The sequence below is a fragment of the Serratia sp. NCCP-200 genome, from assembly GCF_059697885.1.
The window spans coordinates 873,335-897,519 of the sequence record NZ_BAAKUJ010000003.1 but is presented as its reverse complement, the minus strand read 5'-3'; the positions used below and the strand labels follow the sequence as shown (position 1 = coordinate 897,519).

The window sequence follows — 24,185 nt, the reverse complement described above, 5'->3', positions numbered from 1 at the left end:
GCAAGTATTGGTGTTGCTGAACGTCAGATAACGAAACCGGATGAGGGGGCCGACGCTTTTCGCCTACCCAATTTTCATCTGGGTTATCTGTATGAACGAGCTATCAGGGTACAACTATAATCCCGCGGGTCAACTTGTGATCTGACCGGCGGTTTTTAAAACCGTTTTCAGTCGAAACTGTTGGGGACGATCCCTTTATCAAAGCGCGATTCTTTCAACGCTTCCTTGACCCGCTTCAAGTTATCTCTGAATTTAGCCCCTCGACGCAAGGTAAATCCGGTGGCCAGCACGTCAATCAGGGTTAACTGCGCAATTCGGGACACCATTGGCATATAAACATCGGTATCTTCTGGCACGTCCAGCAGTAGGGGGAGGGTCGCAGCCTGGGCCAGTGGAGTATCTTTCGAGGTGATGGCAATGACCGTGGCGTCATTCTCTCGTGCCAGATGCGCCATCTCGACCAGATTCTTGGTGCGCCCGGTATGGGAGATCAGTACCACGACATCCCCCTCGACGGAGTTCATGCAGCTCATGCGCTGCATGACGATATCGTCAAAATAGACCACCGGAATATTGAAGCGGAAAAATTTGTTCATGGCATCGTGCGCCACGGCGGCAGAGGCCCCGAGCCCGAAGAACGAGATTTTTTTGGCCTGGGTAAGCAGATCAACCGCACGATTGATTGCGGTAATGTCGAGATTTGCCTTTACTGTATCCAGGCTGGCCATCACCGACTCAAAGATCTTACTGGTGTAAGCGGCAACGGTGTCGTTTTCTTCGACATTGCGGTTTACATAGGGCGTACCGTTAGCCAGGCTTTGTGCCAGATGCAGTTTGAAGTCGGGGAACCCTTTGGTTTCCAGGCGGCGGCAAAAGCGATTAACGGTCGGCTCACTGACATCGGCCAGTTTGGCCAGCCGGGCGATGCTGGAGTGAATAGCGGTTTGTGGGGAGGCCAGGATCACCTCGGCGACTTTCCTTTCCGATTTGCTCAGGAGCTCCAGATGGCTCTGGATTTTTTCCAGCGTATTCATATAACGGGAGTCACTCATGGTTTATACCTGCCGGACACCTGCTTTCACGGGTGATCCATCGGGTATGTCGATTTCAATCAAAGGAGAAATCAATCCGGTTTAATGAAAATATACTACGTGCTGGTAAGCGTTGGCAGTGTCGACAAGGGATAAGCTGGCTTTTTTCACCAGAACATGACCTGTGTCTAACTTTCATAATGGTAAAAGAGTGTCAAAAAAGACAGAAAATTACAGTTTTCCCTGTTGCCAACAGCGTTCGCGCTGCACCAGGGATAACGCCGTAGTTTCGGGGCCTTTTTTTCTGCTTTTGATCCGGGTTTACTGGCCGTAGCGAAAGAGAGTACATTAGTAATGTAAGAAAATTACAAATATCCTGCATCGAGGAGATGAACATGGCGGTAACCTCTACAGCCCAGGCCTGTGACCTGGTTATTTTCGGCGCGAAAGGCGATCTGGCGCGTCGTAAACTGCTGCCTTCCCTGTACCAGTTAGAGAAAGCCGGTCACATCCACCCGGATACCCGTATCATCGGGGTAGGCCGTGCCGAGTGGGATAAAGAAGCTTATACCAAGGTGGTCAAGGAAGCCCTGGGCACCTTTATGAAAGAAAAGCTGGACGATGAGCTTTGGGCCACGCTGAGCGCACGCCTGGACTTCTGCAATCTGGACGTCAACGACAGCAAGCACTTCGCCGAATTGGGCAAGATGCTGGACCAGAAACATCGTACCACCATCAACTATTTCGCCATGCCGCCAAGCACCTTTGGCGCCATCTGCAAGGGCCTGGGCGAGGCCAAGCTGAACAAAGAGCCGGCGCGCGTGGTAATGGAAAAGCCACTTGGTACTGACCTGGCATCCTCACGGGTGATCAACGATCAGGTTGCTGAGTACTTTAACGAATCCCAGGTTTACCGTATCGACCACTATCTGGGCAAAGAAACGGTACTGAACCTGCTGGCGCTGCGCTTTGCCAACTCCCTGTTTGCTTCCAACTGGGATAACCGCACTATCGATCACGTGCAGATCACCGTGGCGGAAGAGGTGGGTATTGAAGGGCGCTGGGGTTACTTCGATCAGGCCGGGCAGATGCGCGACATGATCCAGAATCACCTGTTGCAGATCCTGACCATGATCGCCATGTCGCCACCGGCAGACCTGACCACTGACCGTATCCGTGATGAGAAAGTGAAAGTGCTACGCTCGCTGCGCCGTATCGATCAGACCAATGTCCGGGAAACCACCGTGCGCGGCCAGTACACCGCAGGCTTTGTGCAGGGTAAAAAAGTGCCGGGCTACCTGGAAGAGGAAGGGGCAAACAAGAGCAGCAACACCGAGACTTTTGTTTCCATCCGCGTCGATATCGACAACTGGCAATGGGCCGGGGTGCCGTTCTATCTGCGTACCGGTAAGCGTTTGCCGACCAAATGTTCAGAAGTGGTGGTGTACTTTAAAAACCCACCGCTGAACCTGTTCCGTGACTCCTATCAACAACTGCCACAGAACAAACTGACCATTCGCCTGCAGCCGGACGAAGGGATCGAAATCCAGGTGCTGAACAAGGTGCCGGGGCTGGATCACAAGCATCGTTTGCAAACCACCAAGTTGGATCTGAGCTTCTCGGAAACCTTTAACCAGGAACACGTGGCCGATGCCTATGAGCGTCTGCTGCTGGAAACCATGCGTGGTATCCAGGCGCTATTTGTGCGCCGTGACGAAGTGGAAGAGGCCTGGAAGTGGGTTGACTCAATCATGGATGCCTGGAAAGCGGACAACGAAGCGCCTAAGCCCTACCAGTCTGGGACTTGGGGGCCGGTGGCTTCCGTCGCGATGATCACGCGCGATGGCCGTTCGTGGAACGAATTCGAATAAGCAGCAATTAACCAGTTCCCTCTCCCTCACCCTAACCCTCTCCCAAAAGGAGAGGGAACCGATCGAGCTCGCCGCTGCCTAGGTATTCTTTCTGAGGCCGTAGGTAGATTGAGACCGATTTATTTTCGGAGCGGTAGGGGCTGGTAACACGTCAACAGAATTAGCCTAGGTGACCGGCGTCAGCCTGTCTGCTGGCTTTTAGCGGTGCGATCGGAATCTGCAGCGATGCGGAGCCCTGTGGCAGGGGCGTGCCATACACCAACCGAAAGTAATGGAGAGAATGACGATGAAAAACTGGAAAACCAGTGCAGAACAAATCCTGACGGCAGGCCCCGTAGTTCCGGTGATTGTGATTAACAAGCTGGAACACGCTGTGCCGTTGGCTAAAGCACTGGTTGCAGGTGGCGTGCGCGTGCTGGAAGTGACGCTGCGTACCGCCTGTGCGATGGACGCGATTCGTGCGATCGCCAAAGAAGTTCCTGATGCCATCATTGGTGCGGGCACGGTGATCAATCCACAACAGCTGCAGGAAGTGACCGAGGCTGGCGCTCAGTTTGCCATCAGCCCTGGCCTGACCGCCGATCTGCTGAAAGCTGCTACCGCAGGCAGTATTCCATTGATCCCGGGTATCAGCACAGTTTCCGAGCTGATGTTGGGGATGGATTATGGCCTGCGCGAGTTTAAATTCTTCCCAGCGGAGGCCAACGGCGGCGTCAAGGCGCTGCAAGCCATTGCCGGGCCGTTCTCACAGGTGCGCTTCTGTCCAACGGGTGGCATCACGCCGAACAACTATCGTGACTATCTGGCACTGAAAAGCGTGCTGTGCATCGGTGGCTCCTGGTTAGTGCCTGCGGATGCGCTGGAAAGCGGCGACTATGCACGTATCACCGAATTGGCGCGTGAAGCCGTCAAGGGTGCTACTGCCTAAACCCGCGTTCGCTCCTGCTGATGCCAATCCTCTGTGATTGGCATTTTTTTGCCTGTAAATACCACAACTTCACATTTTGCGGTGGTTGTTTTCCCTAACCCTGTATTAGGATGACTTTTGGTTAGATTGGCTGCCCGCTTGCCAATTACCGTCTATTTCTTCTTTATAACTAATAATAACAACAGGTTAAAATGAAACGTAAAGATGCAGTTCGCCAGGAGCTGGAACGTCTTACCCTTACGCTTAACCGGGAAACGCTTGAACAAAGCGCTGGCGGTTTCGCCGCGGAAACCATCGCTTTCAACCTGGGATTGGCACGTAACTCTGTCAGTAAAGATCTCAACGAGCTGCACGCTGAGCGATTGGTCATCAAGATTAAATCCCGTCCCGTGCTGTTTTTGCACCGGGCAGTCTGTGAGCAACTGATTGAGCAGTCGTTGCCAGATGACAGGTTGGCAGCAAAAGATTTACTGGCGTTATTACCCGCCAAAGCCTTGCCGCAGCCAGCCAGTGACGATCCTTTTCATACGGTGATTGGCTATGACCGCAGCCTGAGGTTGTCGGTAGAGAAGGGTAAGGCGGCGGTGCTTTATCCCGGTGGACTGCATGTGTTGCTTACCGGGCCTTCCGGGGTGGGGAAAACCTTCTTTGCCGAGGTGATGCACCAATTCGCCATGGTGCAACAGCCCCAGCGCCAAATCCCGTTGGTGTATTTCAACTGTGCCGAGTATTCCCATAACCCGGAGCTGCTTTCATCCCATCTGTTTGGTCACAAACAGGGCGCGTTTACCGGCGCGATTGAAAGCAAACGTGGCCTGATCGAACAGGCGGACGGTGGCTTTCTGTTACTCGATGAAGTCCACCGCTTGCCCTACGAAGGGCAGGAGAAACTGTTTTCGATCCTGGATAAAGGTGAATATCGGCCACTGGGTTCAAGCGAGAAAGCCCGACCCATCAGCGTACGGCTGATCTGCGCTACCACCGAAAGCCCAGACTCAACGCTGCTACGTACTTTCCTGCGGCGTATTCAGGTCTCGATTGCCATACCGGCGTTGCGGGAGCGCTCATTGGAGGAGCAGGTAGAAATCATTACCGGTTTCTTACAGCTCGAGAGCCGCAAGATTGGCCGCATTATCCGTTTGGATAAGGGGCTGCTGCTCTATCTGCTGGAGAAGCCGCTGAGCGGCAATATCGGCCAACTTAAAAGCGATATCCAGTTTCTCTGTGCCCAGGCCTGGGCCAGCGGTATGGGGCACAGTAGCCCGAGGCTGTTGCTGGATAAGCGGCTGATGGATGTCCCGCACTCTGCCAGCGCAAGCAGTCGCCTGCTGGTGGACGCGATATTTGGTCAGCAGGAGTATCTGGATATCAGCTCACAGCCTCTCGAACAGCTCAAGCAGCATCTGAGCGCCTTGAGCAGCGAGCAGGACAGCGATCTGTTTTACACCTATCTGACGCGCGAATACGTCAACCTGCGCAACAGCAACGTGCCGCCGCAGGAAACCCTGTCGATCCTGAAGAACAAGCTACGTACCATTTTTGAATATGGGCTTTACAGCCGCAACGGCGGGGAAAGTGAGGAACGCTATTATGGCGGCCAGGTCGAGCAACGCATTACGTTGTTGATTGGCTGCATTGAACAGGTGTTGGGTTTCCCGCTGCCACAGAATATGGCCGGCCATCTGCGTAAACACCTGCTGGCGCTGCTTTCCTATGTGCAGAAAGGCCTGATCCCCAACCTGTACTCCTCCAGCCTGATCCTGGATTACTGCAAGGATGAGTACGATAACGCCAACCAGCTATGCCGCAAAATCAATGAAATCTTCCACATCCAATGTCCGTCGACGGAAATCGTCTACCTGTGCCTGTTTTTGAAGGAGTGCCGTAGTTTCCGCCAGCGCAAGGAGGTTAGCCCTGACTGCGGTGCCATGTTGATCGGCCACGGCACCACCACGGCTAGCAGCATGGCGCACTATGTCAATCGGGTGCTGGAATGTGAGCTGTTTACCGCCATCGATATGCCGTTCGAGCAGTCGGTGCATGACACATTGGAATTACTGATCGCCACACTACGGGAAAAGCGCTATCAGCGCCTGATCCTGATAGTGGATATCGGCTCGTTGGTGCACTTTGCCAGCACCGTCAGCAAACTGTTCCACATCGATGTGCTGCTGATCCAGAACATCACCCTGGGGGCGTTGCTGGAGATTGGGCTGGATCTTACCTATGAAACCAGTGATTTCGCGCCCTTGATGGAACTGATGGCCAGCAAAGGGATTGCCCATCAGCTTTGCGACCAGCGTGAAGATGAGATCGGCAAGGTGTTGGCAATTTCCTGTATCACCGGGATGGGCACGGCGGTGAAGATCAAGAAAGTGCTGGAGGAAAGCTTCGGTGAGCTGATGGCGGAAGACACCCGCATGGTATTGGTGGATTACAACGAAGTGCGCAGCCTGGAGCGGTTGCGTCAGGCGATAGGCGGTAACGAGCGTCTGGTGGGGATAGTGGGCACCTTCCAGCCCGGCTTGCCGGATATCCCGTTTATCGCGTTGGAAGAGCTGTTCTCCGAACAGGGGCCGGAACTGGTGCTCAGCCTGTTGAACCCGGACCTTGGCAGCGCCGAACGCCAGTTGCAGGTGGAGCGCTGTTCAATGCGCTTTATCAGCGCGCTGACGCTGGAGAGCATCATCAACCATATTTCCGTGCTCAATCCTCAACGTATCCTGCAAGAGATCGAAGCGGTGTTGCATCAGATTTGCCGCACGCTGGATCTACAGCCCTCAAGGCAAGTGACACTTCGCTTCCTGATCCACTGCTGTTGCATGGTGGAGCGTATCGTTTTAAGCCACAAACCGTTACAGATTGCCCTGGATGCCCAGCAGGATATCGACCAACAGGCGTTTTCTGTCATCAAAGACGCGTTTTCGCCGATTGAGCGTGCCTATTCTATCCGCCTGTCCGATGCGGAATATTTTTATATCTACGAGCTTCTCTACCGCTAGACCCTGCCATAGCGGGCCTTCACGGCCCGCTCACCACTGACCTCCCTCCGGTGTGCCACAAAATTGGCACAGGCATTGCTATATCTCTAGGGAACGGAAATTTTCAATGACTTTCAATAGATTGCCAGGAGGCCATTTTGGCTGCATTACCACAGATTTTACTACTGACCCACGGCGGCTGGGGCCAACAACTGCGTGAAAGCGTCCGCATGGTGATTGGCGAAACCAGCGGGATATTCGATATCGCGCTGATGCCGGTCGACACGCTGGCGGAGTTCCATGAACGCGTTGAACAACAGGTGAAAACCATGCCGGAGGGTTCATTGATCCTCACCGACTTTATTGGCGGCACCACCTCTAACGTGGCGGCTCGCTTGAGCCGTGACTACGCCATCGGTGTGATTTCCGGCCTGAATGCCACCTTGCTGCTGGCTGCCATCGATTTACGTGAGCAGGGCAATTTTCTCAACCATCTCGACGAGTTGGTTGAACTGGGGCGAAACAGTTGCCTCGACGTAGTTAAACAAATTAAATCAATAACATCAGGGGAATAATCATTATGGCCAACATCGTTTTATGCCGCATTGACAGCCGTTTGATCCACGGCCAGGTCGTTACCAAGTGGGTTGGGCAGTCGCAGGCCAACCGTATCGCGGTAGTGAGTGATGAGCTGGAAGCCGATCCGTTTATGAAAAGCATCTATCTGATGGCCGCTCCGCCGAATGTGAAAGTGGATTGCTATGGCAACCAGAGTTTTGCGGCGGCTTGGCGGGAGAATCAACTGGGGGAGGGCAGCGTATTGGTCTTGTTCCCGAACCTGGTTACGGTGCAACAGGCGGTGGTCGACGGGTTTGACGTCAAAAATATCCAGGTGGGTGGCCTGGGCGGTGGGCCGAACCGTAAAGCGGTATTCCAGAACATTACGCTGGATGAGGCTGATGTAGCGATCCTGCGTGACCTACAGCAACGCGGTGTGACGGTGTTCTTCCAGACCATCCCGGAAGACAAGCCGCAGGCACTGGCAGATATTTTGAAGAAGTTCTGATATTCGGCATCTGATCGATTAGGAGCAATACCATGGATAACTTGACCGTTGCCATTTGTATGGGGCTGTATTACTGGTTTGCCCGCCTGCGCTTGGGCTACACCCTCTCGGGGATGTTGGTGCAACCCATCGCCATCGCGGTATTCGTCGGCTTCCTGCTGGGGGATATGAAAACGGCGATGATTATCGGCGCCGGGATGCAGTTGGTGTATCTGGGTGTCACCTCTACGCCGGGTGGGAACGTCCCTTCAGATCCGGCGCTGGCGGCCTGTATCGCGCTGCCGATCGCCGTGAAAGCAGGGATGGATCCTAACCTGGCGATCGCGTTGGCAATCCCGTTTGGGGTGATAGGTGTGTTCGTTGACCAGTTACGCCGTACCGTGAACGCCGTTTGGGTACATATGGCCGATAAGCACGCGGAAGAGGCCAATATCAGCGGGATCATGCGCTGTGCCTTCCTATATCCGGCACTGCTTGGCCTGGTGATCCGCTTCCCGGTGGTGTTTGCCGCCAACTATTTCGGTCAGGGCGTGGTCGAGAAGTTCCTGGCGCTGATGCCACATTGGCTGACCCACTCGTTCGAAATTATGGGCGGCATCCTGCCTGCGCTGGGCTTTGCGATCACCATCATGGTTATCGGCAAGAAAAGCCTGCTGCCTTACTTCATTGCCGGGTTCTTCGCGGTGTTGTATCTCAAGGTCGACATCATGGCGATGGCCATCTTCGGTACCTGCGCGGCATTCCTGGTTAAAAACATGGCCAAAGGTGAGGGAGTCTGATCATGAGCAGCGACATCATGCAACACGAGCTGGTGGAAAGAGCACGCCAAACCAACGTGCTGACCAAGCGGGACATCACCAAAGCCTGGTTTATTTACTGGTTGGGAGCCGAAGTCTCCAACTCTTATGAACGTTTACAGAGCCTGATTTTTTGCGCCTCAATGACGCCGATTATTAAAAAGCTCTATCCGCAGAAAGAAGAGCAGGTTGAGGCACTGAAACGCCACCTGAACTTCTTCAACAGTGAACAGACCTTTGGTGCGGTGATCCAGGGCGTTGCCATCGCCATGGAAGAACAGAAGACCCGTGGCGAGCCGATTTCCGATTCGTCCATCACCGGGATTAAAACCGGCCTGATGGGGCCGCTGGCTGGAATTGGTGACTCGGTGGTCTGGGCGGCGATCATGCCGCTGTTGATCGCCATCTTCATACCCTTCGCGGCCAACGGCAGCGCCATGGGCGGCATCATGCCGGTGGTGTTGTATACCGTGATCACCATGGCGATCAGCTACGGCTTGGCCCACAAAGGCTACACGCTAGGGCGGGAATCGATCATCGGGCTGCTGCAAGGGGGCAAGATAAAAGAGCTGATCTACGGGGCCAACGTGCTCGGGCTGATCATGATGGGAGCGCTGTCTGCCAGCTACGTCAAGATCACCTCGCCGCTGAAAATCAGCGCGTTGGAAGGCTCTGAGGTGGTGGTGCAACAGATCCTGGACTCCATCGCTCCCGGCCTGTTGCCGCTTGCTGCGGTGTTCTCGATCTACTTCTATCTGGTCAAAAAAGGGCCGCGCTATACCACCATTCTGCTTTCGGTAGTGGTACTGAGCGTGGTGTGTTCCCTGTTGGGTATTTTGTAACGGAGCAGCGATGAATATTTATCAACGGCTCGGGTTGAAACGGGTGATCAACGCCAGCGGCAAGATGACCATCCTTGGTGTTTCTTCGGTGCCGAAAGAAGTGATGGCGGCCACGGCCGAGGCGGCGTCGGCCTTTGTGGAAATTGATGCGCTGGTGGATCGCGTTGGCGAACTCATCTCTCAGCATACCGGTGCGCAAGACAGCTATGTGACCTCCTGCGCCTCCGCCGGAGTGGCTATTGCGGTCGCGGCAGCCATTACCCGAGGGGAGCCGGAGCGGGTGGCACAGATGCCATGCAGTGAAGGTTTGGCAAATGAAATCGTCATGCTGCGTGGCCACAATATTGACTACGGTGCGCCGATCACCACCGCTATCCGGCTGGGCGGCGGTAAGGTGGTTGAGGTGGGGCAAAGCAATCTGGCGGCCCGCTGGCAACTGGCAAAGGCCATCACGGCGCAGACGGCGGCGCTGTTTTACGTCAAGTCGCATCACTGTGTGCAAAAGGGCATGGTTGCGCTGAGCGATTTTGTCTCCGTGGCCCGTGATGCCGGGCTGCCGCTGATTGTGGATGCGGCCGCAGAGGAAGATTTGCGGGCCTATGTTGCAGCCGGGGCCAACATGGTGGTGTATAGCGGGGCCAAAGCGCTGGACGCACCGACCTCCGGTTTTGTCACTGGCGACCAGCACTGGATCGCCTGTTGCAAGGCCCAGCATAACGGCATTGCGCGTGCGATGAAGATCGGCAAGGAGAACATGGTGGGGCTGGTGATGGCGCTGGATCATTATCAGCAACATCAACCGGACTGGAGCCGCCAATTACCGGCATTGCGCGAATTGGCACAGCAGATTTCCGCGCTGCCGGGCCTACAGGCGGAGATCGAACAGGATGAAGCCGGGCGAGCGATTTATCGAGTGCGGGTAAGCGTAGACGCCTCCAGGCTAGGATTAACCGCCTATCAGGTGGAAGATCAACTGCGCACTGGCGAGGTGGCGATTTACACCCGCCATTACTGGCTGAATCAGGGCGTCTTCAGCTTCGATCCACGGGCGCTGCGCGACGACGACTTTGCGTTGATTGTGGAGAGGTTGACGGAAATTGTGCAACAGGCCAGGGGGCAACATGCAACAGCTTGATTTTTACCAGGGGCGAGTGGCTATCAACGTGCTGGCCAAAGATATCCCTAACGCATTACAGGTACACCATGCCGCTGAAGGACATGCCGCTATTGGCGTGATCTCGGCGCAGTTCACCAACGTCGAACAGGGTGTGGCCGAGGTGAAGCGCTGGATGGAGCACATCCCGGCTATTTCCGTTGGCTTGGGGGCAGGGTCGGCGGCACAGTTTTATAAGGCGGCAATGATTGCGGCGGCCACCGCGCCTGCACACGTCAACCAAACCTTCACAGGCTGTGGTTTTGCCGCGGGTGCATTGGCGGCCCGTGGCATCAGCAATACCTGCATCAATGCCTTGATCTCGCCAACCGGCACGCCAGGGAAGGTGATCATTTCCACCGGAGTTCACAGCAGCCAGGGCGAGCCTGCCGTGGTGAGCTGTGACAGCGCGGTACGTATGATCCTCGATCTGGGTGGCCATGCGGCAAAATTCTTCCCGATGGGGGGGGTATCGTCGCTGGCAGAACTGCGCGCATTGGCGGAAAGTTGCGTGCGCAATGGCATGACCATGATCGAACCCACCGGCGGGATCGATACGCGAAACTTCCTGCCAATACTGGAAACCTGTCTTGACGCAGGAGTCGCAAAGGTGATGCCACACGTTTACAGTTCCATCATTGATCCACTCAGTGGAGAGACCCGTGCCGAAGAGGTCGCGTTGCTGCTGGAAGGCATCAAACAGATCCTGCGCTAAGGCGCGTGGCGCCTGAATTTGCCGCACTTACCGGCTAGCGAAATTCTCACAAGGCTCAGGTGTCAATATGAGCCTTTTTTTAATTTTTAAAAACATTAAGGCTCTTATTTATAACTCATTTTTTTTCGCTAAATGTGAAAACGGCGGTTTGCTTTCTGATTTTCGCTATGGTAAAACTAATGCAGTTGAAAATTTTACATTCATGAGGATATTGGGCAAATCGCACGGTGTGCGGCTGAAGATAGAGAATAATTATGATGAAACTTAATGGAACGCCTCTCAGAACATCTTGTTGCCAACTTTTCCTTTCTGCCATTCTTGCCAGTGAGCATCACTGGTGCAGCGAGCTATAGCGTCTTTCTCCCTTAACCGGTGCTGATGACTGGGTTCACTTCCCGTCGTTTGGCGTTGCCGGGCAAACTTCTTTAATACGTTTGGGTAGGTTTATCCCCAGAGATTTCTATATCTCAAGCGCCGCCGTGCGCCTGTTTGATGAGATAGATTGGGATAAATACGCCTTAGCGTGCGTGATTCGCCGTTTGGGAGAAAAATTATGATTTATTGGATCTTTTTAGGCTTTGCCATTACCGCCGAAATTATCGGCACCCTGTCCATGAAATACGCTAGCGTCAGCGGCGGTATGACCGGACATATCGTCATGTATGTGATGATCACCCTGTCTTACATCATGCTGTCATTAGCGGTAAAACGCGTGGCCTTGGGCGTTGCTTACGCCTTATGGGAGGGGATCGGCATCCTGTTTATTACCCTGTTTAGCGTGATGCTGTTTGATGAGCCAATCTCTGCGCTGAAAGTGCTGGGTCTGGTGGCGTTGATTGCCGGGATCCTGCTGGTGAAATCCGGCACCCGCAAGCCACGAAAACAGGTCAGCCCGCGAGGTAACAACCATGCAACAGCTTGAGTTGTACCACATTGGGTTTCTGGCCTTGGCCATCGTACTGGAGATTGTGGCCAACATCTTTCTGAAGATGTCGAACGGTTTTAGCCGAGTTTGGCTGGGGCTGTTGTCTCTGGTGTCGGTATTAGGGGCGTTCAGCGCGCTGGCACAGGCGGTGAAGGGGATCGATCTTTCGGTCGCTTATGCGCTGTGGGGCGGTTTCGGTATTGCTGCCACCATCGCTGCCGGTTGGATCCTGTTCGGTCAACGGCTCAATGCCAAAGGCTGGATGGGGCTGGCCCTGTTATTGACGGGTATGGTCATCATCAAACTGGCTTAACGGCCAAATAAAAACCGCAGGTAACTCCTCTTGGATTAAGGGTATGACCTGCGGTTTTTTGTTTTACAGCGCCGCGATGATCTTGATTTCAACTTTGTATTTAGGATTCATCAGACGCGCTTCTACGGTACAACGTACCGGCGCGCTGCCTGCAACTACCCAGGCATCCCAGGCGGCATTCATGGCGGCAAAATCATCGCCGTTGGCCAGGAAAATGGTGGCGTCTAAAATCCGGCTCTTGTCCGAACCCACTCGCTCCAACAGCACATCGATAGCGGCCAAGGTGTTGGCGGTTTGCGCTGTAGCGTCATCGTCCAGATTTTCCGGGACGCTGGTGTAATAAACGGTGTCATTGTGGATCACCGCTTCTGACCAGCGCTGTGCCGGATCAATTCGTTCGATATTCATGCAATTATCTCCTTATCATCAACGTCATAAGCGTATCACAGCCAGCAATGGATGTGTGTGTGGATAAAGTCGGTGGTAGCGGCGTGGCAGGCTTGGCATAATCACCGCTGAATGATACCGGCAGAGAGATAGCGTGGCAGACGATTTCGCACCAGAAGGCGCATTGGCGCAGGCAATTAAAGGGTTCAAACCCCGTGAACCGCAAAGATTGATGGCAGAGGCGGTAACGGAAGCCATCAATTTCAAACAGGAACTGGTCGTCGAGGCAGGAACTGGCACCGGTAAAACCTACGCCTATCTGGCACCGGCGCTGCGTTCAAAGCGCAAGGTGATTATTTCCACCGGTTCCAAAGCCTTGCAGGATCAGCTTTACGCCCGAGATCTGCCCACCGTGGCCAAGGCATTAAAATACAAAGGCAAGCTGGCGCTGCTGAAGGGGCGTTCCAACTATCTGTGCCTGGAACGTCTGGAGCAGCAATCCATGGCCGGTGGCGATCTGGCTGGCCAGACGCTGATCGATTTGGTCCGGCTGCGCAGTTGGTCAACCCTGACGGAAGAAGGGGATATCAGCTCCTGTAGCGATGTGGCGGAAGACAGCTTTGTCTGGCCGCTGGTGACCAGCACCAACGATAACTGTCTGGGAAGCGATTGCCCGCTGTATAAAGAGTGCTTCGTCGTCAAGGCTCGACGCCGGGCAATGGATGCCGACGTGGTGGTGGTTAACCATCATCTGTTTCTGGCGGATATGGTGGTCAAGGAGGGCGGTTTTGCCGAACTGATCCCGGAAGCGGACGTGATGATCTTCGATGAAGCGCATCAGATCCCGGATATCGCCAGCCAATACTTCGGCAAGCAGCTCACCAGCCGTCAACTGATGGATCTGGCTAAAGATATCACCATTGCTTACCGTACCGAGGTGCGCGACAGCGCACAGTTGCAAAAGAGCGCCGATCGACTCAGCCAGAGCACGCAGGATTTCCGTTTGGCGCTGGGAGAACCAGGTTTTCGCGGTAACCTTCGTGAGGTGCTCACTCAACCTAACGTCCAGCGTGCCTTGCTGCTGCTCGATGATGCGTTGGAGCTGTGTTACGACGTGGTCAAGCTTTCCCTTGGCCGTTCGGCGTTGCTGGATGCCGCCTTCGAGCGTGCGACGCAGTTCCGCGCCCGTCTTAAGCGGCTCAAAGAGGTCAACGAACCCGGCTTCAGCTATTGGTATGAATGTAACTCGCGCAGTTTTGTGTTGGCGCTCACGCCATTGACGGTATCAGACCGCTTCCGCGAGATGCTGGACGAAAAGCCGGGCAGTTGGATTTTCACCTCGGCAACGCTGTCGGTGAATGAGCAAATGGGCCATTTTACCGATCGCTTGGGGCTGAATAAGGCCAAAACCCTACTGCTACCCAGCCCGTTTGACTATGCCAATCAGGCGTTGCTCTGTGTGCCACGTTTCCTGCCCTCGCCGAATCAACCCGGTGGTGCACGTCAGCTGGCCCGAATGCTGCGGCCAATGATTGAGGCTAACCAGGGCCGCTGTTTCTTCCTGTGCACCTCGCATCAGATGATGCGTGAGCTGGCCGAAGAGTTCCGCGCCACCTTGACGCTGCCGGTGCTGTTGCAAGGGGAAACCAGCAAGGGTCAACTGTTGGCGCAGTTTGTCGAAGCGGGCAATGCGTTACTGGTGGCAACCAGCAGCTTCTGGGAAGGGGTTGACGTGCGCGGTGATGCGCTCTCCTGCGTGATTATCGATAAGTTGCCCTTTACCTCGCCGGACGATCCGTTGCTGAAGGCGCGCATTGAAGATTGCCGTTTACGCGGCGGTGACCCGTTCAATGATGTGCAACTGCCCGATGCAGTGATTACGCTCAAGCAGGGGGTTGGCCGTCTGATCCGCGATACCGACGATCGGGGCGTGCTGGTGATTTGTGATAACCGCCTGGTGATGCGCCCTTATGGTGAAGTGTTTCTCAACAGCCTGCCACCAACGCCACGTACCCGCGATCTGGCACAGGCTATTGCCTTCCTCAAGGGTGAATAGGCGCGACTTCTGGGGTGTGCTACAATGCGCGCCCTGTATGAAACCACTGATATTTCCCGCCTGAGGTTTGGCATGTCCACGCGAATTTTAGCGATCGATACGGCGACGGAAGCATGTTCTGTCGCAATCTGGAATCAAGGCGAAGTTCATGCCCTGTTTGAACTGTGCCCACGCGAGCACACCCAGCGCATTTTGCCGCTGGTGCAGCAGGTGCTGGCCGAATCCGGATTATCCCTTTCACAACTCGATGCCTTGGCCTTTGGCCGTGGCCCCGGTAGCTTTACCGGCGTGCGTATCGGCATTGGTATTGCCCAAGGGTTGGCGCTCGGCGCCGAACTGCCGATGATCGGGATTTCCACGTTGCAAACCATGGCGCAAGGTGCCTGGCGCATGACCAGCGCGCAACGAGTGTTGGCGGCGATAGATGCCCGCATGGGCGAAGTCTATTGGGGCCAGTTTGAACGCCAGCCTGATGGCCAGTGGCTGGAAAGCGCAGGGGAAGCGGTGCTGTCTCCACAGCAGGCTCTGGAGCGAGCGCAACATTTGCAAGGCGATTGGGCCCATGTGGGGACTGGTTGGCAAACCTACCCAGATTTGGTTGCAGGTTCCTCGCTGCACGTTACCGACGGGCAAATGCTGTTGCCGCAGGCCGAAGATATGCTGCCTCTGGCGCTACAGGCTTGGCAACAAGGCCTGGCGGTTAGCGTGGAGAATGCTGAACCGACCTATTTGCGTAACGAAGTCACCTGGAAGAAGCTACCGGGGCGCGAATAGTTTCCTATAGTTAATCTAAAGTTGCCGCCGATAGAAAACAGCTCCGCCTGCAACTTGCACTGATGAACGTTGTCGAAGTTACAGCTAATTCAGGAGATTGCGATGATCTTAACCCGTACTGTGAGTAAAAAGCTGTTAACGCTGGCAATCGCAAGCAGCGTGTTGGCGCTCTCTGGCTGCGTGACCATTCCGGATGCCATCCAAGGCACCAGCCCCACGCCGGTCGATCGGCTGTCGGTGGTGCAAAACGCACCGAAACAGTTTACCGGCGCGGAGGCACGCTTCGGCGGTACCGTGGTTGCGGTGGCTAATGAACGTGGGCGCACCATTCTGGAGATTGCGGCGGTACCGCTGGATTCTGGCGCTCGCCCGATATTGGGGGAACCTTCGCAAGGCCGTTTGCTGGCTTCGGTTAACGGCTTCCTCGACCCGGTCGACTTCAGAGGACAACTTGTTACCGTGGTTGGGCCGATTACCGGCCTGCGGGATGGTAAGATTGGCATGACGCCTTACCGCTTTGTCACCATGGATGCGACCGGTTTCAAGCGTTGGCGCATCGCTCAGCAGATTGTGATGCCGCCACAGCCAATGGGGCCGTGGGGCTGGCATAATGGCCCATGGGGCCCAGGTTGGGGCGGGGGTTATGGCTGGTATAATCCAGGTCCGGCGCAGGTGCAAACTTTCGTTACGGAGTAAGGACGCAGATCTGAGGCTTCGGCAAGTAGGATAGTTTTTATACTTTAGGGCGGCTTAATGGCCGCCTTAACTTTTTTTGTTATGCGGTTGCGTCGGCAATTAGTGACGCACATCGCAACCTGAATATTGTTTAAAACCCAAACTGGTACGCTGAGTTAAAATATTGTTAAAGTTTGGCTGCAATTTTGGGGGCTACGATGATAATTAGTAATGATTTCAGGAGTAATAGCTTGGAAAAGGTCTGGTTAAAACGTTACCCGGCGGATGTTCCGGCAGAAATCGATGCCGATCAATACTCATCCCTGATCGAAATGTTTGAGAATGCGGTTGCCCGTTACGCGGATCAACCCGCCTTTATCAACATGGGTGAGGTGATGACCTTCCGCAAGCTGGAAGAGCGCAGCCGAGCATTTGCCGCCTACCTGCAAAACGAGTTGGGGCTGAAGAAGGGCGACCGTGTGGCACTGATGATGCCCAACCTGTTGCAATACCCGATCGCTCTGTTCGGTATTTTGCGGGCGGGAATGGTGGTGGTTAACGTCAACCCGCTGTATACCCCTCGTGAGTTGGAACATCAACTGAACGACAGCGGTGCCAGCGCGATTGTCATCGTTTCCAATTTCGCCCACACCTTGGAAAAGGTGGTGTTCAAAACCCAGGTTAAACACGTCATTCTGACCCGCATGGGCGACCAGCTTTCTGCAGCCAAAGGCACGTTGGTCAACTTTGTGGTGAAGTACATCAAGCGGCTGGTGCCTAAATACGACCTGCCGGATGCCATCTCGTTTCGCAGCGCGTTGCAGCGTGGCCGCCGCCTGCAATACGTGAAGCCAGATATTATCAATACCGATCTGGCCTTCCTGCAGTATACCGGCGGTACTACCGGCGTGGCGAAAGGGGCGATGCTGACCCACCGCAACATGCAGGCCAATCTGGTACAGGCCAAAGCGGCTTATGTGCCGTTACTGCGTGAAGGGCAGGAGTTGGTGGTTACCGCCTTGCCGCTGTATCACATCTTTGCGTTGACGGTGAACTGCCTACTGTTTATCGAGTTGGGCGGCCGTAGCCTGCTGATCACCAACCCACGTGATATTCCGGGGCTGGTGAAGGAACTGGCAAAATACCCGTTCAGCGCCATGACCGGGGTAAATACCCTGTTTAATGCGTTATTGAACAATGAAGATTTCCAGAAGCTGGACTTCTCCACGCTGCGGCTTTCCGTTGGCGGAGGGATGTCGGTGCAGAAATCGGTGGCGGAAAAGTGGGAAAAGCTGACCGGCCATCATTTGCTGGAAGGCTATGGGCTGACGGAGTGCTCTCCGCTAGTCTCTGGCAACCCGCATGATTTGAAACACTATAGCGGCAGCATTGGCCTGCCGGTGCCATCTACCGATATCCGTTTGGTGGATGATGAAGGCAAAGATGTGCCGGTCGGTCAACCCGGTGAACTTTGGGTTAAAGGGCCGCAAGTTATGTTAGGCTATTGGCAACGCCCTGACGCGACGGACGAAGTGTTGCGCGATGGCTGGCTGGCGACTGGGGATGTGGTTACCGTGGATGATGAGGGCTTTATCCGCATCGTTGACCGTAAGAAAGATATGATCCTGGTTTCTGGTTTTAACGTCTACCCGAACGAGATCGAAGAGATCGTTAGCCAGCACCCTAAAGTGCTGGAATGTGCGGCCATTGGGGTACCCTGCGATGCTTCGGGTGAAGCGGTGAAGATTTGTGTGGTGAAGAAAGATCAGACACTCACCAAAGAAGAGTTGCTAACCCATTGCCGTCGGCACCTGACAGGGTATAAAGTGCCAAAAATTGTTGAGTTCCGTGACGAGTTGCCGAAGTCGAACGTCGGCAAAATCTTACGACGGGAACTGCGTGACGAACAGAAAAAGCCCAAGGCTGACGATGCCGCCTAGGCCAATCGTTGCTCCCCTTTTCAACAGCGCCGGTGAATAAGCCGGCGTTGTTGTGTTTGAATCCTAAAAATGACCAAGAGAATGATGTTTTGAATTATCAGTTGATCACTACCGACGCCGGATTGCAGCAGGTCTGCGAGCAGGCAAGAAACTACGCCCAGGTGGCGCTGGATACCGAGTTCGTCCGCACGCGTACCTATTATCCGCAGTTAGGCCTGATCCAGTTATATGATGGTGAACAACTTTCCCTGATCGATCCTCTCCCCATCAAGCAGTGGCAACCCTTTATCGACCTGCTGGCCGATACCGCCGTCGTGAAATTCTTGCACGCTGGTAGCGAAGATCTTGAGGTGTTTCTGAACGCCTTCAAGACGCTGCCGACACCGATGGTCGATACCCAAATCCTGGCGGCCTTCAGCGGCCATACGCTGTCCTGTGGCTTTGCCAAGCTGGTGACGGAGTACATGCAGGTCGATCTCGATAAGAGTGAATCGCGTACCGACTGGGTGGCGCGGCCATTGACCGAGCGCCAATGCGTTTATGCCGCAGCTGATGTGTTCTACCTGTTGCCGATGGCCAAGCAACTGGTGCAGGAGACCGAGGAGGCGGGTTGGACCGCTGCAGCCGATAACGAGTGCCGTTTGCTCTGCCAACGGCGCAGTGAAGCGCTGGCGCCGGAATTGGCCTATCGCGAAATCACCAATGCCTGGCAGTTACGTCCGCGTCAGTTGGCTTGCCTGCAAAAACTGGCCGAGTGGCGTTTACGTCAGGCGCGTGAACGCGATCTGGCGGTGAACTTTGTCGTGCGTGAAGAGAACCTATGGGCCGTGGCGCGCTATATGCCGGGTTCGCTGGGTGAACTGGAGGCGCTGGGGCTGAGTGGCCCGGAGATCCGCTATCATGGTAAAACCCTGGTGGCGCTGGTGGCGGAGGCTAACGCTCTCGAAGAATCAGCCTTGCCGGCACCGTTGAGTAATCTGGTCGATCATCCTGGCTATAAGAAAGTATTCAAAGAGATTAAGGCTGCCATTACGTTGGTGAGTGAGCAGAGTGGCCTTAGCGTCGAACTGCTGGCTTCGCGGCGGCAGATTAACCAGTTGCTGAATTGGCACTGGAAATTGAAAGAGAGTGAGTCACAGCCTGAGTTAATCAGTGGTTGGCGTGGTGAGCTATTGGCCGCGCCGTTGCAGGCGATCCTACAGGATTATTAATCGTTAAAGATCGGGCGGGGCAGTTTAAATCAAACTGTTCCGTTTTATCTCGCTAAAAATAAGGCGAAGAAAATATTAATCGCCAGCCTTCACCATAAAGAAAGTGGTGTCAAAAAGAACTGAGAGTCGTCTCAATAGTGCGGATTTTTTATTTTTTCACGCGCGTTTATAACTGGACGAATATACAGTTGCCCCCTGTATAAAAATATACAGGGGGCACTCATTGCATCGCAATCATTTAGGTGTTTCTTCCGATTCCGGTAGCGTCACGTTAAGTTCAAGTACCGAAATATCGTCCCCTTTCTGCTCGAATTGCACGTGCAGCATTTCGGGGTCGATCTGAATGTATTTACAAATTACCGCTAGAATATCGCGCTTTAAATCAGGCAGATAGTGGGGTTCGCTGTCCCCACGACGACGTTCTGCGACGATAATCTGTAGCCGTTCCTTGGCTACACTGGCTGTCGATTTTTTGCGGGACAGAAAGAAGTCTAACAGAGCCATGGTTTATCCCCCAAAAAGGCGTTTCAGGAAGCCCTTTTTCTCTTCTTCGATGAAGCGGAACTGGCGTTCTTCCCCTAACAGGCGGTGAACGGTATCGTCATAGGCCTTACCGGCATCGGACTCACTATCAAGAATAACAGGTTCACCCTGGTTAGAGGCACGTAATACCGACTGATCTTCCGGGATCACGCCAAGCAGCGGGATACGCAGGATTTCCAGCACGTCTTCCATGCTCAACATGTCGCCACGGCTGACGCGGCCCGGGTTGTAACGGGTTAGCAGCAGATGTTCCTTGATCGGGGATTCCCCTCTCTCGGCACGGCGCGATTTGGAAGCCAGAATGCCCAGGATACGGTCGGAGTCACGTACTGAAGACACTTCCGGGTTGGTGGTGATGATGGCTTCATCGGCAAAGTACAGCGCCATCAAGGCACCGGATTCGATCCCTGCGGGTGAGTCGCAAACCACAAATTCGAAGGCCATCTCGTCGAGATCGCTGAGTATTTTTTCCACGCCTTCACGGGTCAGGGCGTCTTTGTCACGGGTTTGCGAAGCGGGCAGAATGAAGAGGTTGTCGGTGCGCTTGTCTTTGATTAACGCCTGGTTCAGCGTGGCGTCACCTTGGATAACGTTCACGAAATCGTAAACGACCCGGCGTTCACACCCCATGATGAGGTCAAGATTACGCAGACCGATATCAAAGTCGATCACCACGGTTTTCTTGCCTTTCTGGGCCAAGCCGGTCGCAATGGCCGCACTTGATGTGGTCTTGCCAACGCCCCCTTTACCCGATGTAACAACAATAATGCGTGCCATGAAATGGATTCCTTGTCAAAAGGGCTTAATTTAAAGGTTGTATGGTTAAAGCATTATCCAACAGGCTGAGCCTTGCTGCCTGCCCGAGGTACTCGGACGGGATCTGATCGCTCAACCAGTACTGCCCTGCGATAGAGACTAGCTCAGCACCCAGGTGCGTGCAAAAAATCTGACACTGGGTATCGCCAGAGGCGCCAGCCAGTGCGCGGCCACGCATGCTACCGTAAATATGAATATTGCCGTCGGCAATCAGTTCTGCACCGGCGCTGACGCTGCTGGTGACGATCAAATCGCTGTTACGGGCGTAAATCTGTTGGCCTGAACGGACAGGAGTACTGATGATGCGCGTTTTGGCTGGGGCATTATCAGGGACCGGCGCAATCACCGGAGCCTGCGGGGCCGCCTTCTGGCCTTTGCCTTCATTGAGCAGTGGCAAACCGGCGCGGGCGATGGACCGCTTCTGCCGCTCATCTTTGCAACCGCTGATGCCGACCACGCGCAGCCCAGCCGCAGTGACCGCCCGTTGAATTTCTTTCCAGTCTGCGTCGCCGTTAAGCGTAGCAACATTAATAACAACAGGGGCATTTTTGAGAAAAGCGGGCGCTTGTTCCACCTTTTCTTGCAGTGCCTGGCGTATTACCTCGGGTTCGCAATTATGTAAATGAACCACCGATAGGGTAAAACTGCTGCCTTTTAGCTCAATTGGCGATTGTGACATCTATCCTGACTCAGTCTCAGCAACTTAAATCCCCGGAATACCACTCGGGGTGCGATATTCCGAAGTACTATAAGCATGTTATAGTCAGAGTTATATCCAGGCAAGACGCTGCCTCAATTAAATAGAGTTTTAAAAATGTTTTGTGTCATCTATAGAAGCGCCAAGCGCGATCAGACTTATCTTTATGTCGAAAAAAAAGACGATTTCTCTCGGGTGCCGGAAGATCTGATGAAAAGTTTTGGCACTCCGCAGTATGCCATGATGCTGTCGCTCGACGGGCGTAAGAAATTGGCCTCAGCGGATATCGAGAAGGTGAAAGAAGCTCTAAAACAGGAAGGGTTTTATCTGCAGTTCCCACCGCCGGTGGAAAACCTATTAAACCTTCATTTGTCTGACGCCCAAAAATAACCGGGCGTCGATTTTCAACCCTGTGTTAACGCCAGCTTTTTAGCATCATCTGCATCTGGCGGCAGGTCGTCACAGGTAGGGAAAATCATGAAGAAGATGTCGGTGATGCTAACGCTGGCCCTTTTAGCTGGCTGCGTTAAACCGGTGGGGGCGGCTCCTGCGGCAGCACCTGTTGCACACCCTGCCGGGAGTACGCTGGCCGAAACCGGGCGTGATCCCGCGGAGTTCCCGGCCTATGTGGAACAACTGAAGCGGCGGGCCATCAAGCAGGGTATCCCTGCGGCTACCGTTGAGGATGCCTTTGCCAACGCGCATTTTGTCGATCGGGTGATTAATGCCGATCGCAATCAGTTGGAAAAGAAAATCACGCTGGATGATTACCTCAGCCGGGTGCTGCCTGCTTGGAAAATCCAGCGGGGCCGCGAGATGCGCCAGCAATATCAGCCACGGTTGGCGCGAGTGACTGCGCGCTATGGCGTTCCGGAACACTATATTGTCGCGCTATGGGGGATGGAAAGCGCCTTTGGCAAGATACAGGGTAAGGAAGATGTTGTTTCTGCCCTGGCGACGCTGGCGTTTGAAGGCCGGCGCGAAGCGTTCTTTACCAAACAGCTGATGGCGGCCTTAAAGATTATTGAGCAGGGCCACGTTGATGCGGGCAACCTGAAAGGATCTTGGGCGGGAGCGATGGGGCAGAGCCAGTTTATGCCAACCTCGTTTTTGACCTATGCCGCAGATGGGGATGGCGACGGTAAAATCGATATCTGGAATAATCTCGACGATGTGTTTGCCTCTACCGCCAACTACCTGGCTACCGAAGGCTGGCAGCCTGGGGTTGGTTGGGGCCGTGAAGTCAAATTGCCCGCGCAATTCAACGCTGAACAACTGGGGTTGAAAGACTCCCAGGGGCATCGCGAAGAGCAGTGGGCGGCCAAAGGGGTGGTGTTAGCGGATGGTTCACCCTTACCAGTCTCTGGCTTGCGTAGTTGGGTGATCGCTCCAGATGATATGCAAGGACGCGCATTCTTGGTTTATGATAACTTCCGTACTCTCATGCATTGGAATCGTTCGTATTATTTCGCGATCAGCGTGGGAATGATGGCCGACGGTATCGGTCAATAGGTCGGTAACTACCAGGTGCCTGGAATGGCACCCCGTACGTATCATGGGCTGAGGTTATCTGGCCCCTACACTGTGGTTGGGAGAGGCGGTATGTATCAACATAGAGACTGGCAAGGAGCGTTGCTTGATTTCCCGGTAAGCAAAGTGGTTTGCGTAGGCAGCAACTACAGCGATCATATCAAGGAGATGGGGAGTGCAACCCCGCCTGAGCCGGTGTTGTTTATCAAACCTGAAACGGCATTGTGTGATATTCGTCAACCAGTAGCGATCCCCAAGGGGCTGGGGTCGATTCATCATGAAGTCGAGTTGGCGGTGCTGATTGGTACCCCGTTAAAGCAGGCCAATGAAGATCGCGTGGCCCGTGCCATTGCGGGTTATGGCGTGGCGCTGGACTTGACCTTGCGCGATCTGCAGGCCGGGTTCAAGAAGGCGGGTCAACCTTGGGAAAAAGCCAAGGCATTTGATGGCTCTTGCCCAATCTCTGGCTTTATTCCGGTGGCTGAATTTGGCGATCCGCAAAATGCCGAGCTGTCTTTGTCGATCAATGACGAACTGCGCCAGCAGGGCAATACCCGCGATATGATCAACCCCATCTTGCCGCTGATCGCCTATATGAGCCGTTTCTTTACGCTGCGTGCGGGCGACATCATTCTGACCGGGACTCCTCAAGGGGTCGGGCCAATGGTTTCTGGCGATATGCTGAAAATCTCGCTTAACGGTAAGACCCTCAGTACCCGAGTGATTTAATCCCGCTCTGTCTTTCTGCCTGCCGGGCCTTCCGGGTGTTGCAGGCAGAAACCTCTTTGGTCACTTACACTGTTATTATCCACGTTGGATATCGTTACGGCAGGCATGGGCAGTTGGGGAAACGTTTCCTTTTGCGCTGAGTGTCTATATAGTGTGCCCCCTTGAACCTGCTTGCAGGTAGTTTGTTCATTTACCTATTTTCGGA

The 24,185-nt window shown here is 54.3% G+C and carries 24 protein-coding genes; 19 read left to right on the top strand and 5 right to left on the bottom strand.

The features are described from left to right. Positions 1-167: 167 nt before the first annotated feature. Positions 168-1,034 carry a MurR/RpiR family transcriptional regulator gene (locus AC6HVW_RS14265; RefSeq protein WP_037376120.1) on the bottom strand — a complete coding sequence of 289 codons (867 nt, stop codon included), beginning with the start codon at positions 1,032-1,034 and terminating at the stop codon, positions 168-170. Positions 1,035-1,426: 392 nt separating this feature from the next. On the opposite strand from AC6HVW_RS14265, the gene zwf reads away from it, so the two are divergent. The 11 genes from zwf to mdtI all read left to right on the top strand — a co-directional run bounded on the left by zwf (position 1,427) and on the right by mdtI (position 12,622). Further along, a complete protein-coding gene (gene zwf, locus AC6HVW_RS14260; RefSeq protein ID WP_021181158.1) occupies positions 1,427-2,902 on the top strand; it encodes a glucose-6-phosphate dehydrogenase in 1,476 nt (491 codons plus the stop codon). A 286-nt stretch (positions 2,903-3,188) separates the two neighbouring features. Beyond that, the gene (locus AC6HVW_RS14255) at positions 3,189-3,830 is read left to right on the top strand and encodes a bifunctional 4-hydroxy-2-oxoglutarate aldolase/2-dehydro-3-deoxy-phosphogluconate aldolase (protein WP_021181159.1); all 642 of its coding nucleotides are present in this window, start codon (positions 3,189-3,191) and stop codon (positions 3,828-3,830) included. A 191-nt stretch (positions 3,831-4,021) separates the two neighbouring features. Next, positions 4,022-6,832 (top strand): transcriptional regulator DagR, encoded by a 2,811-nt coding sequence (gene dagR, locus AC6HVW_RS14250; RefSeq protein WP_071683368.1) that lies wholly within the window; start codon positions 4,022-4,024, stop codon positions 6,830-6,832. A gap of 137 nt (positions 6,833-6,969) precedes the next feature. Beyond that, the gene (locus tag AC6HVW_RS14245) at positions 6,970-7,386 is read left to right on the top strand and encodes a PTS sugar transporter subunit IIA (protein WP_021806651.1); all 417 of its coding nucleotides are present in this window, start codon (positions 6,970-6,972) and stop codon (positions 7,384-7,386) included. A 5-nt stretch (positions 7,387-7,391) separates the two neighbouring features. After that, complete coding sequence (locus tag AC6HVW_RS14240; RefSeq protein WP_071683369.1) at positions 7,392-7,877, top strand: PTS sugar transporter subunit IIB; 486 nt, start codon at positions 7,392-7,394, stop codon at positions 7,875-7,877. A gap of 32 nt (positions 7,878-7,909) precedes the next feature. Continuing rightward, a complete protein-coding gene (locus AC6HVW_RS14235) occupies positions 7,910-8,656 on the top strand; it encodes a PTS mannose/fructose/sorbose/N-acetylgalactosamine transporter subunit IIC (protein WP_071683370.1) in 747 nt (248 codons plus the stop codon). After that, positions 8,656-9,516 carry a PTS system mannose/fructose/sorbose family transporter subunit IID gene (locus tag AC6HVW_RS14230; protein WP_161629439.1) on the top strand — a complete coding sequence of 287 codons (861 nt, stop codon included), beginning with the start codon at positions 8,656-8,658 and terminating at the stop codon, positions 9,514-9,516. The genes AC6HVW_RS14235 and AC6HVW_RS14230 overlap by 1 nt, the downstream gene beginning before the upstream one ends. A 10-nt stretch (positions 9,517-9,526) precedes the next feature. After that, positions 9,527-10,651, top strand: a complete 1,125-nt coding sequence (dgaE, locus tag AC6HVW_RS14225; protein ID WP_071683371.1) for a D-glucosaminate-6-phosphate ammonia lyase — start codon at positions 9,527-9,529, stop codon at positions 10,649-10,651. Then, a complete protein-coding gene (gene dagF, locus AC6HVW_RS14220; RefSeq protein ID WP_071683372.1) occupies positions 10,638-11,384 on the top strand; it encodes a 2-dehydro-3-deoxy-phosphogluconate aldolase in 747 nt (248 codons plus the stop codon). The genes dgaE and dagF overlap by 14 nt, the downstream gene beginning before the upstream one ends. Before the next feature lie 553 nt (positions 11,385-11,937). Beyond that, positions 11,938-12,306, top strand: coding sequence for a multidrug/spermidine efflux SMR transporter subunit MdtJ (gene mdtJ / locus AC6HVW_RS14215; RefSeq protein WP_021181165.1), 369 nt, complete (start codon positions 11,938-11,940; stop codon positions 12,304-12,306). Next, positions 12,293-12,622, top strand: a complete 330-nt coding sequence (mdtI, locus tag AC6HVW_RS14210) for a multidrug/spermidine efflux SMR transporter subunit MdtI (RefSeq protein WP_021181166.1) — start codon at positions 12,293-12,295, stop codon at positions 12,620-12,622. The genes mdtJ and mdtI overlap by 14 nt, the downstream gene beginning before the upstream one ends. Positions 12,623-12,685: 63 nt before the next feature. Here the strand turns inward: mdtI and AC6HVW_RS14205 are convergent, their stop codons facing one another. Continuing rightward, positions 12,686-13,030 (bottom strand): RidA family protein, encoded by a 345-nt coding sequence (locus AC6HVW_RS14205; RefSeq protein ID WP_021181167.1) that lies wholly within the window; start codon positions 13,028-13,030, stop codon positions 12,686-12,688. A gap of 133 nt (positions 13,031-13,163) precedes the next feature. On the opposite strand from AC6HVW_RS14205, the gene yoaA reads away from it, so the two are divergent. The 5 genes from yoaA (at position 13,164) to rnd (ending at position 19,665) form a co-directional block, all read left to right on the top strand. Further along, positions 13,164-15,065, top strand: coding sequence for a DNA repair helicase YoaA (yoaA, locus tag AC6HVW_RS14200; protein WP_021181168.1), 1,902 nt, complete (start codon positions 13,164-13,166; stop codon positions 15,063-15,065). A gap of 72 nt (positions 15,066-15,137) precedes the next feature. Next, on the top strand, positions 15,138-15,839 hold the full coding sequence (gene tsaB / locus AC6HVW_RS14195; RefSeq protein ID WP_071683693.1) for a tRNA (adenosine(37)-N6)-threonylcarbamoyltransferase complex dimerization subunit type 1 TsaB: 702 nt from the start codon (positions 15,138-15,140) through the stop codon (positions 15,837-15,839). A gap of 105 nt (positions 15,840-15,944) precedes the next feature. Continuing rightward, entirely contained in the window at positions 15,945-16,535 is a 591-nt protein-coding gene (locus AC6HVW_RS14190) for a Slp family lipoprotein (RefSeq protein WP_046808505.1), read from the top strand. Positions 16,536-16,765: 230 nt separating this feature from the next. Then, entirely contained in the window at positions 16,766-18,454 is a 1,689-nt protein-coding gene (gene fadD / locus AC6HVW_RS14185) for a long-chain-fatty-acid--CoA ligase FadD (protein ID WP_497569491.1), read from the top strand. An 89-nt stretch (positions 18,455-18,543) separates the two neighbouring features. Beyond that, a complete protein-coding gene (gene rnd, locus AC6HVW_RS14180; RefSeq protein ID WP_497569490.1) occupies positions 18,544-19,665 on the top strand; it encodes a ribonuclease D in 1,122 nt (373 codons plus the stop codon). A 234-nt stretch (positions 19,666-19,899) separates the two neighbouring features. On the opposite strand, the gene minE is transcribed toward rnd, so the two are convergent. Genes minE through minC form a run of 3 tightly spaced genes read right to left on the bottom strand, consistent with a single transcriptional unit; the run spans position 19,900 to position 21,703 of the window. Continuing rightward, positions 19,900-20,169 carry a cell division topological specificity factor MinE gene (minE, locus tag AC6HVW_RS14175; RefSeq protein ID WP_021181173.1) on the bottom strand — a complete coding sequence of 90 codons (270 nt, stop codon included), beginning with the start codon at positions 20,167-20,169 and terminating at the stop codon, positions 19,900-19,902. A gap of 3 nt (positions 20,170-20,172) precedes the next feature. Next, the gene (gene minD, locus AC6HVW_RS14170) at positions 20,173-20,985 is read right to left on the bottom strand and encodes a septum site-determining protein MinD (protein WP_497569489.1); all 813 of its coding nucleotides are present in this window, start codon (positions 20,983-20,985) and stop codon (positions 20,173-20,175) included. Between the two features lie 25 nt (positions 20,986-21,010). Continuing rightward, positions 21,011-21,703: a septum site-determining protein MinC gene (gene minC, locus AC6HVW_RS14165; protein ID WP_021806639.1), complete on the bottom strand. Its 693-nt coding sequence runs from the start codon at positions 21,701-21,703 to the stop codon at positions 21,011-21,013. Between the two features lie 135 nt (positions 21,704-21,838). On the opposite strand from minC, the gene AC6HVW_RS14160 reads away from it, so the two are divergent. The 3 genes from AC6HVW_RS14160 (at position 21,839) to AC6HVW_RS14150 (ending at position 23,980) form a co-directional block, all read left to right on the top strand. Further along, positions 21,839-22,111 (top strand): YcgL domain-containing protein, encoded by a 273-nt coding sequence (locus AC6HVW_RS14160; protein ID WP_071683376.1) that lies wholly within the window; start codon positions 21,839-21,841, stop codon positions 22,109-22,111. Between the two features lie 87 nt (positions 22,112-22,198). Next, a complete protein-coding gene (locus AC6HVW_RS14155) occupies positions 22,199-23,233 on the top strand; it encodes a lytic murein transglycosylase (RefSeq protein ID WP_071683377.1) in 1,035 nt (344 codons plus the stop codon). Positions 23,234-23,323: 90 nt separating this feature from the next. Next, positions 23,324-23,980 (top strand): fumarylacetoacetate hydrolase family protein, encoded by a 657-nt coding sequence (locus AC6HVW_RS14150; protein WP_021181178.1) that lies wholly within the window; start codon positions 23,324-23,326, stop codon positions 23,978-23,980. Positions 23,981-24,185: the final 205 nt, after the last annotated feature.

Excerpts from the sequence above, each read along its gene's own strand:
- AC6HVW_RS14265 (WP_037376120.1), bottom strand. The coding sequence starts at position 1,034 with ATGAATACGCTGGAAAAAATCCAGAGCCATCTGGAGCTCCTGAGCAAA.
- zwf (WP_021181158.1), top strand. The coding sequence starts at position 1,427 with ATGGCGGTAACCTCTACAGCCCAGGCCTGTGACCTGGTTATTTTCGGC.
- AC6HVW_RS14255 (WP_021181159.1), top strand. The coding sequence starts at position 3,189 with ATGAAAAACTGGAAAACCAGTGCAGAACAAATCCTGACGGCAGGCCCC.
- dagR (WP_071683368.1), top strand. The coding sequence starts at position 4,022 with ATGAAACGTAAAGATGCAGTTCGCCAGGAGCTGGAACGTCTTACCCTT.
- AC6HVW_RS14240 (WP_071683369.1), top strand. The coding sequence starts at position 7,392 with ATGGCCAACATCGTTTTATGCCGCATTGACAGCCGTTTGATCCACGGC.
- AC6HVW_RS14235 (WP_071683370.1), top strand. The coding sequence starts at position 7,910 with ATGGATAACTTGACCGTTGCCATTTGTATGGGGCTGTATTACTGGTTT.
- dgaE (WP_071683371.1), top strand. The coding sequence starts at position 9,527 with ATGAATATTTATCAACGGCTCGGGTTGAAACGGGTGATCAACGCCAGC.
- dagF (WP_071683372.1), top strand. The coding sequence starts at position 10,638 with ATGCAACAGCTTGATTTTTACCAGGGGCGAGTGGCTATCAACGTGCTG.
- mdtJ (WP_021181165.1), top strand. The coding sequence starts at position 11,938 with ATGATTTATTGGATCTTTTTAGGCTTTGCCATTACCGCCGAAATTATC.
- mdtI (WP_021181166.1), top strand. The coding sequence starts at position 12,293 with ATGCAACAGCTTGAGTTGTACCACATTGGGTTTCTGGCCTTGGCCATC.
- AC6HVW_RS14205 (WP_021181167.1), bottom strand. The coding sequence starts at position 13,030 with ATGAATATCGAACGAATTGATCCGGCACAGCGCTGGTCAGAAGCGGTG.
- tsaB (WP_071683693.1), top strand. The coding sequence starts at position 15,138 with ATGTCCACGCGAATTTTAGCGATCGATACGGCGACGGAAGCATGTTCT.
- minE (WP_021181173.1), bottom strand. The coding sequence starts at position 20,169 with ATGGCTCTGTTAGACTTCTTTCTGTCCCGCAAAAAATCGACAGCCAGT.
- minD (WP_497569489.1), bottom strand. The coding sequence starts at position 20,985 with ATGGCACGCATTATTGTTGTTACATCGGGTAAAGGGGGCGTTGGCAAG.
- minC (WP_021806639.1), bottom strand. The coding sequence starts at position 21,703 with ATGTCACAATCGCCAATTGAGCTAAAAGGCAGCAGTTTTACCCTATCG.
- AC6HVW_RS14160 (WP_071683376.1), top strand. The coding sequence starts at position 21,839 with ATGTTTTGTGTCATCTATAGAAGCGCCAAGCGCGATCAGACTTATCTT.
- AC6HVW_RS14155 (WP_071683377.1), top strand. The coding sequence starts at position 22,199 with ATGAAGAAGATGTCGGTGATGCTAACGCTGGCCCTTTTAGCTGGCTGC.
- AC6HVW_RS14150 (WP_021181178.1), top strand. The coding sequence starts at position 23,324 with ATGTATCAACATAGAGACTGGCAAGGAGCGTTGCTTGATTTCCCGGTA.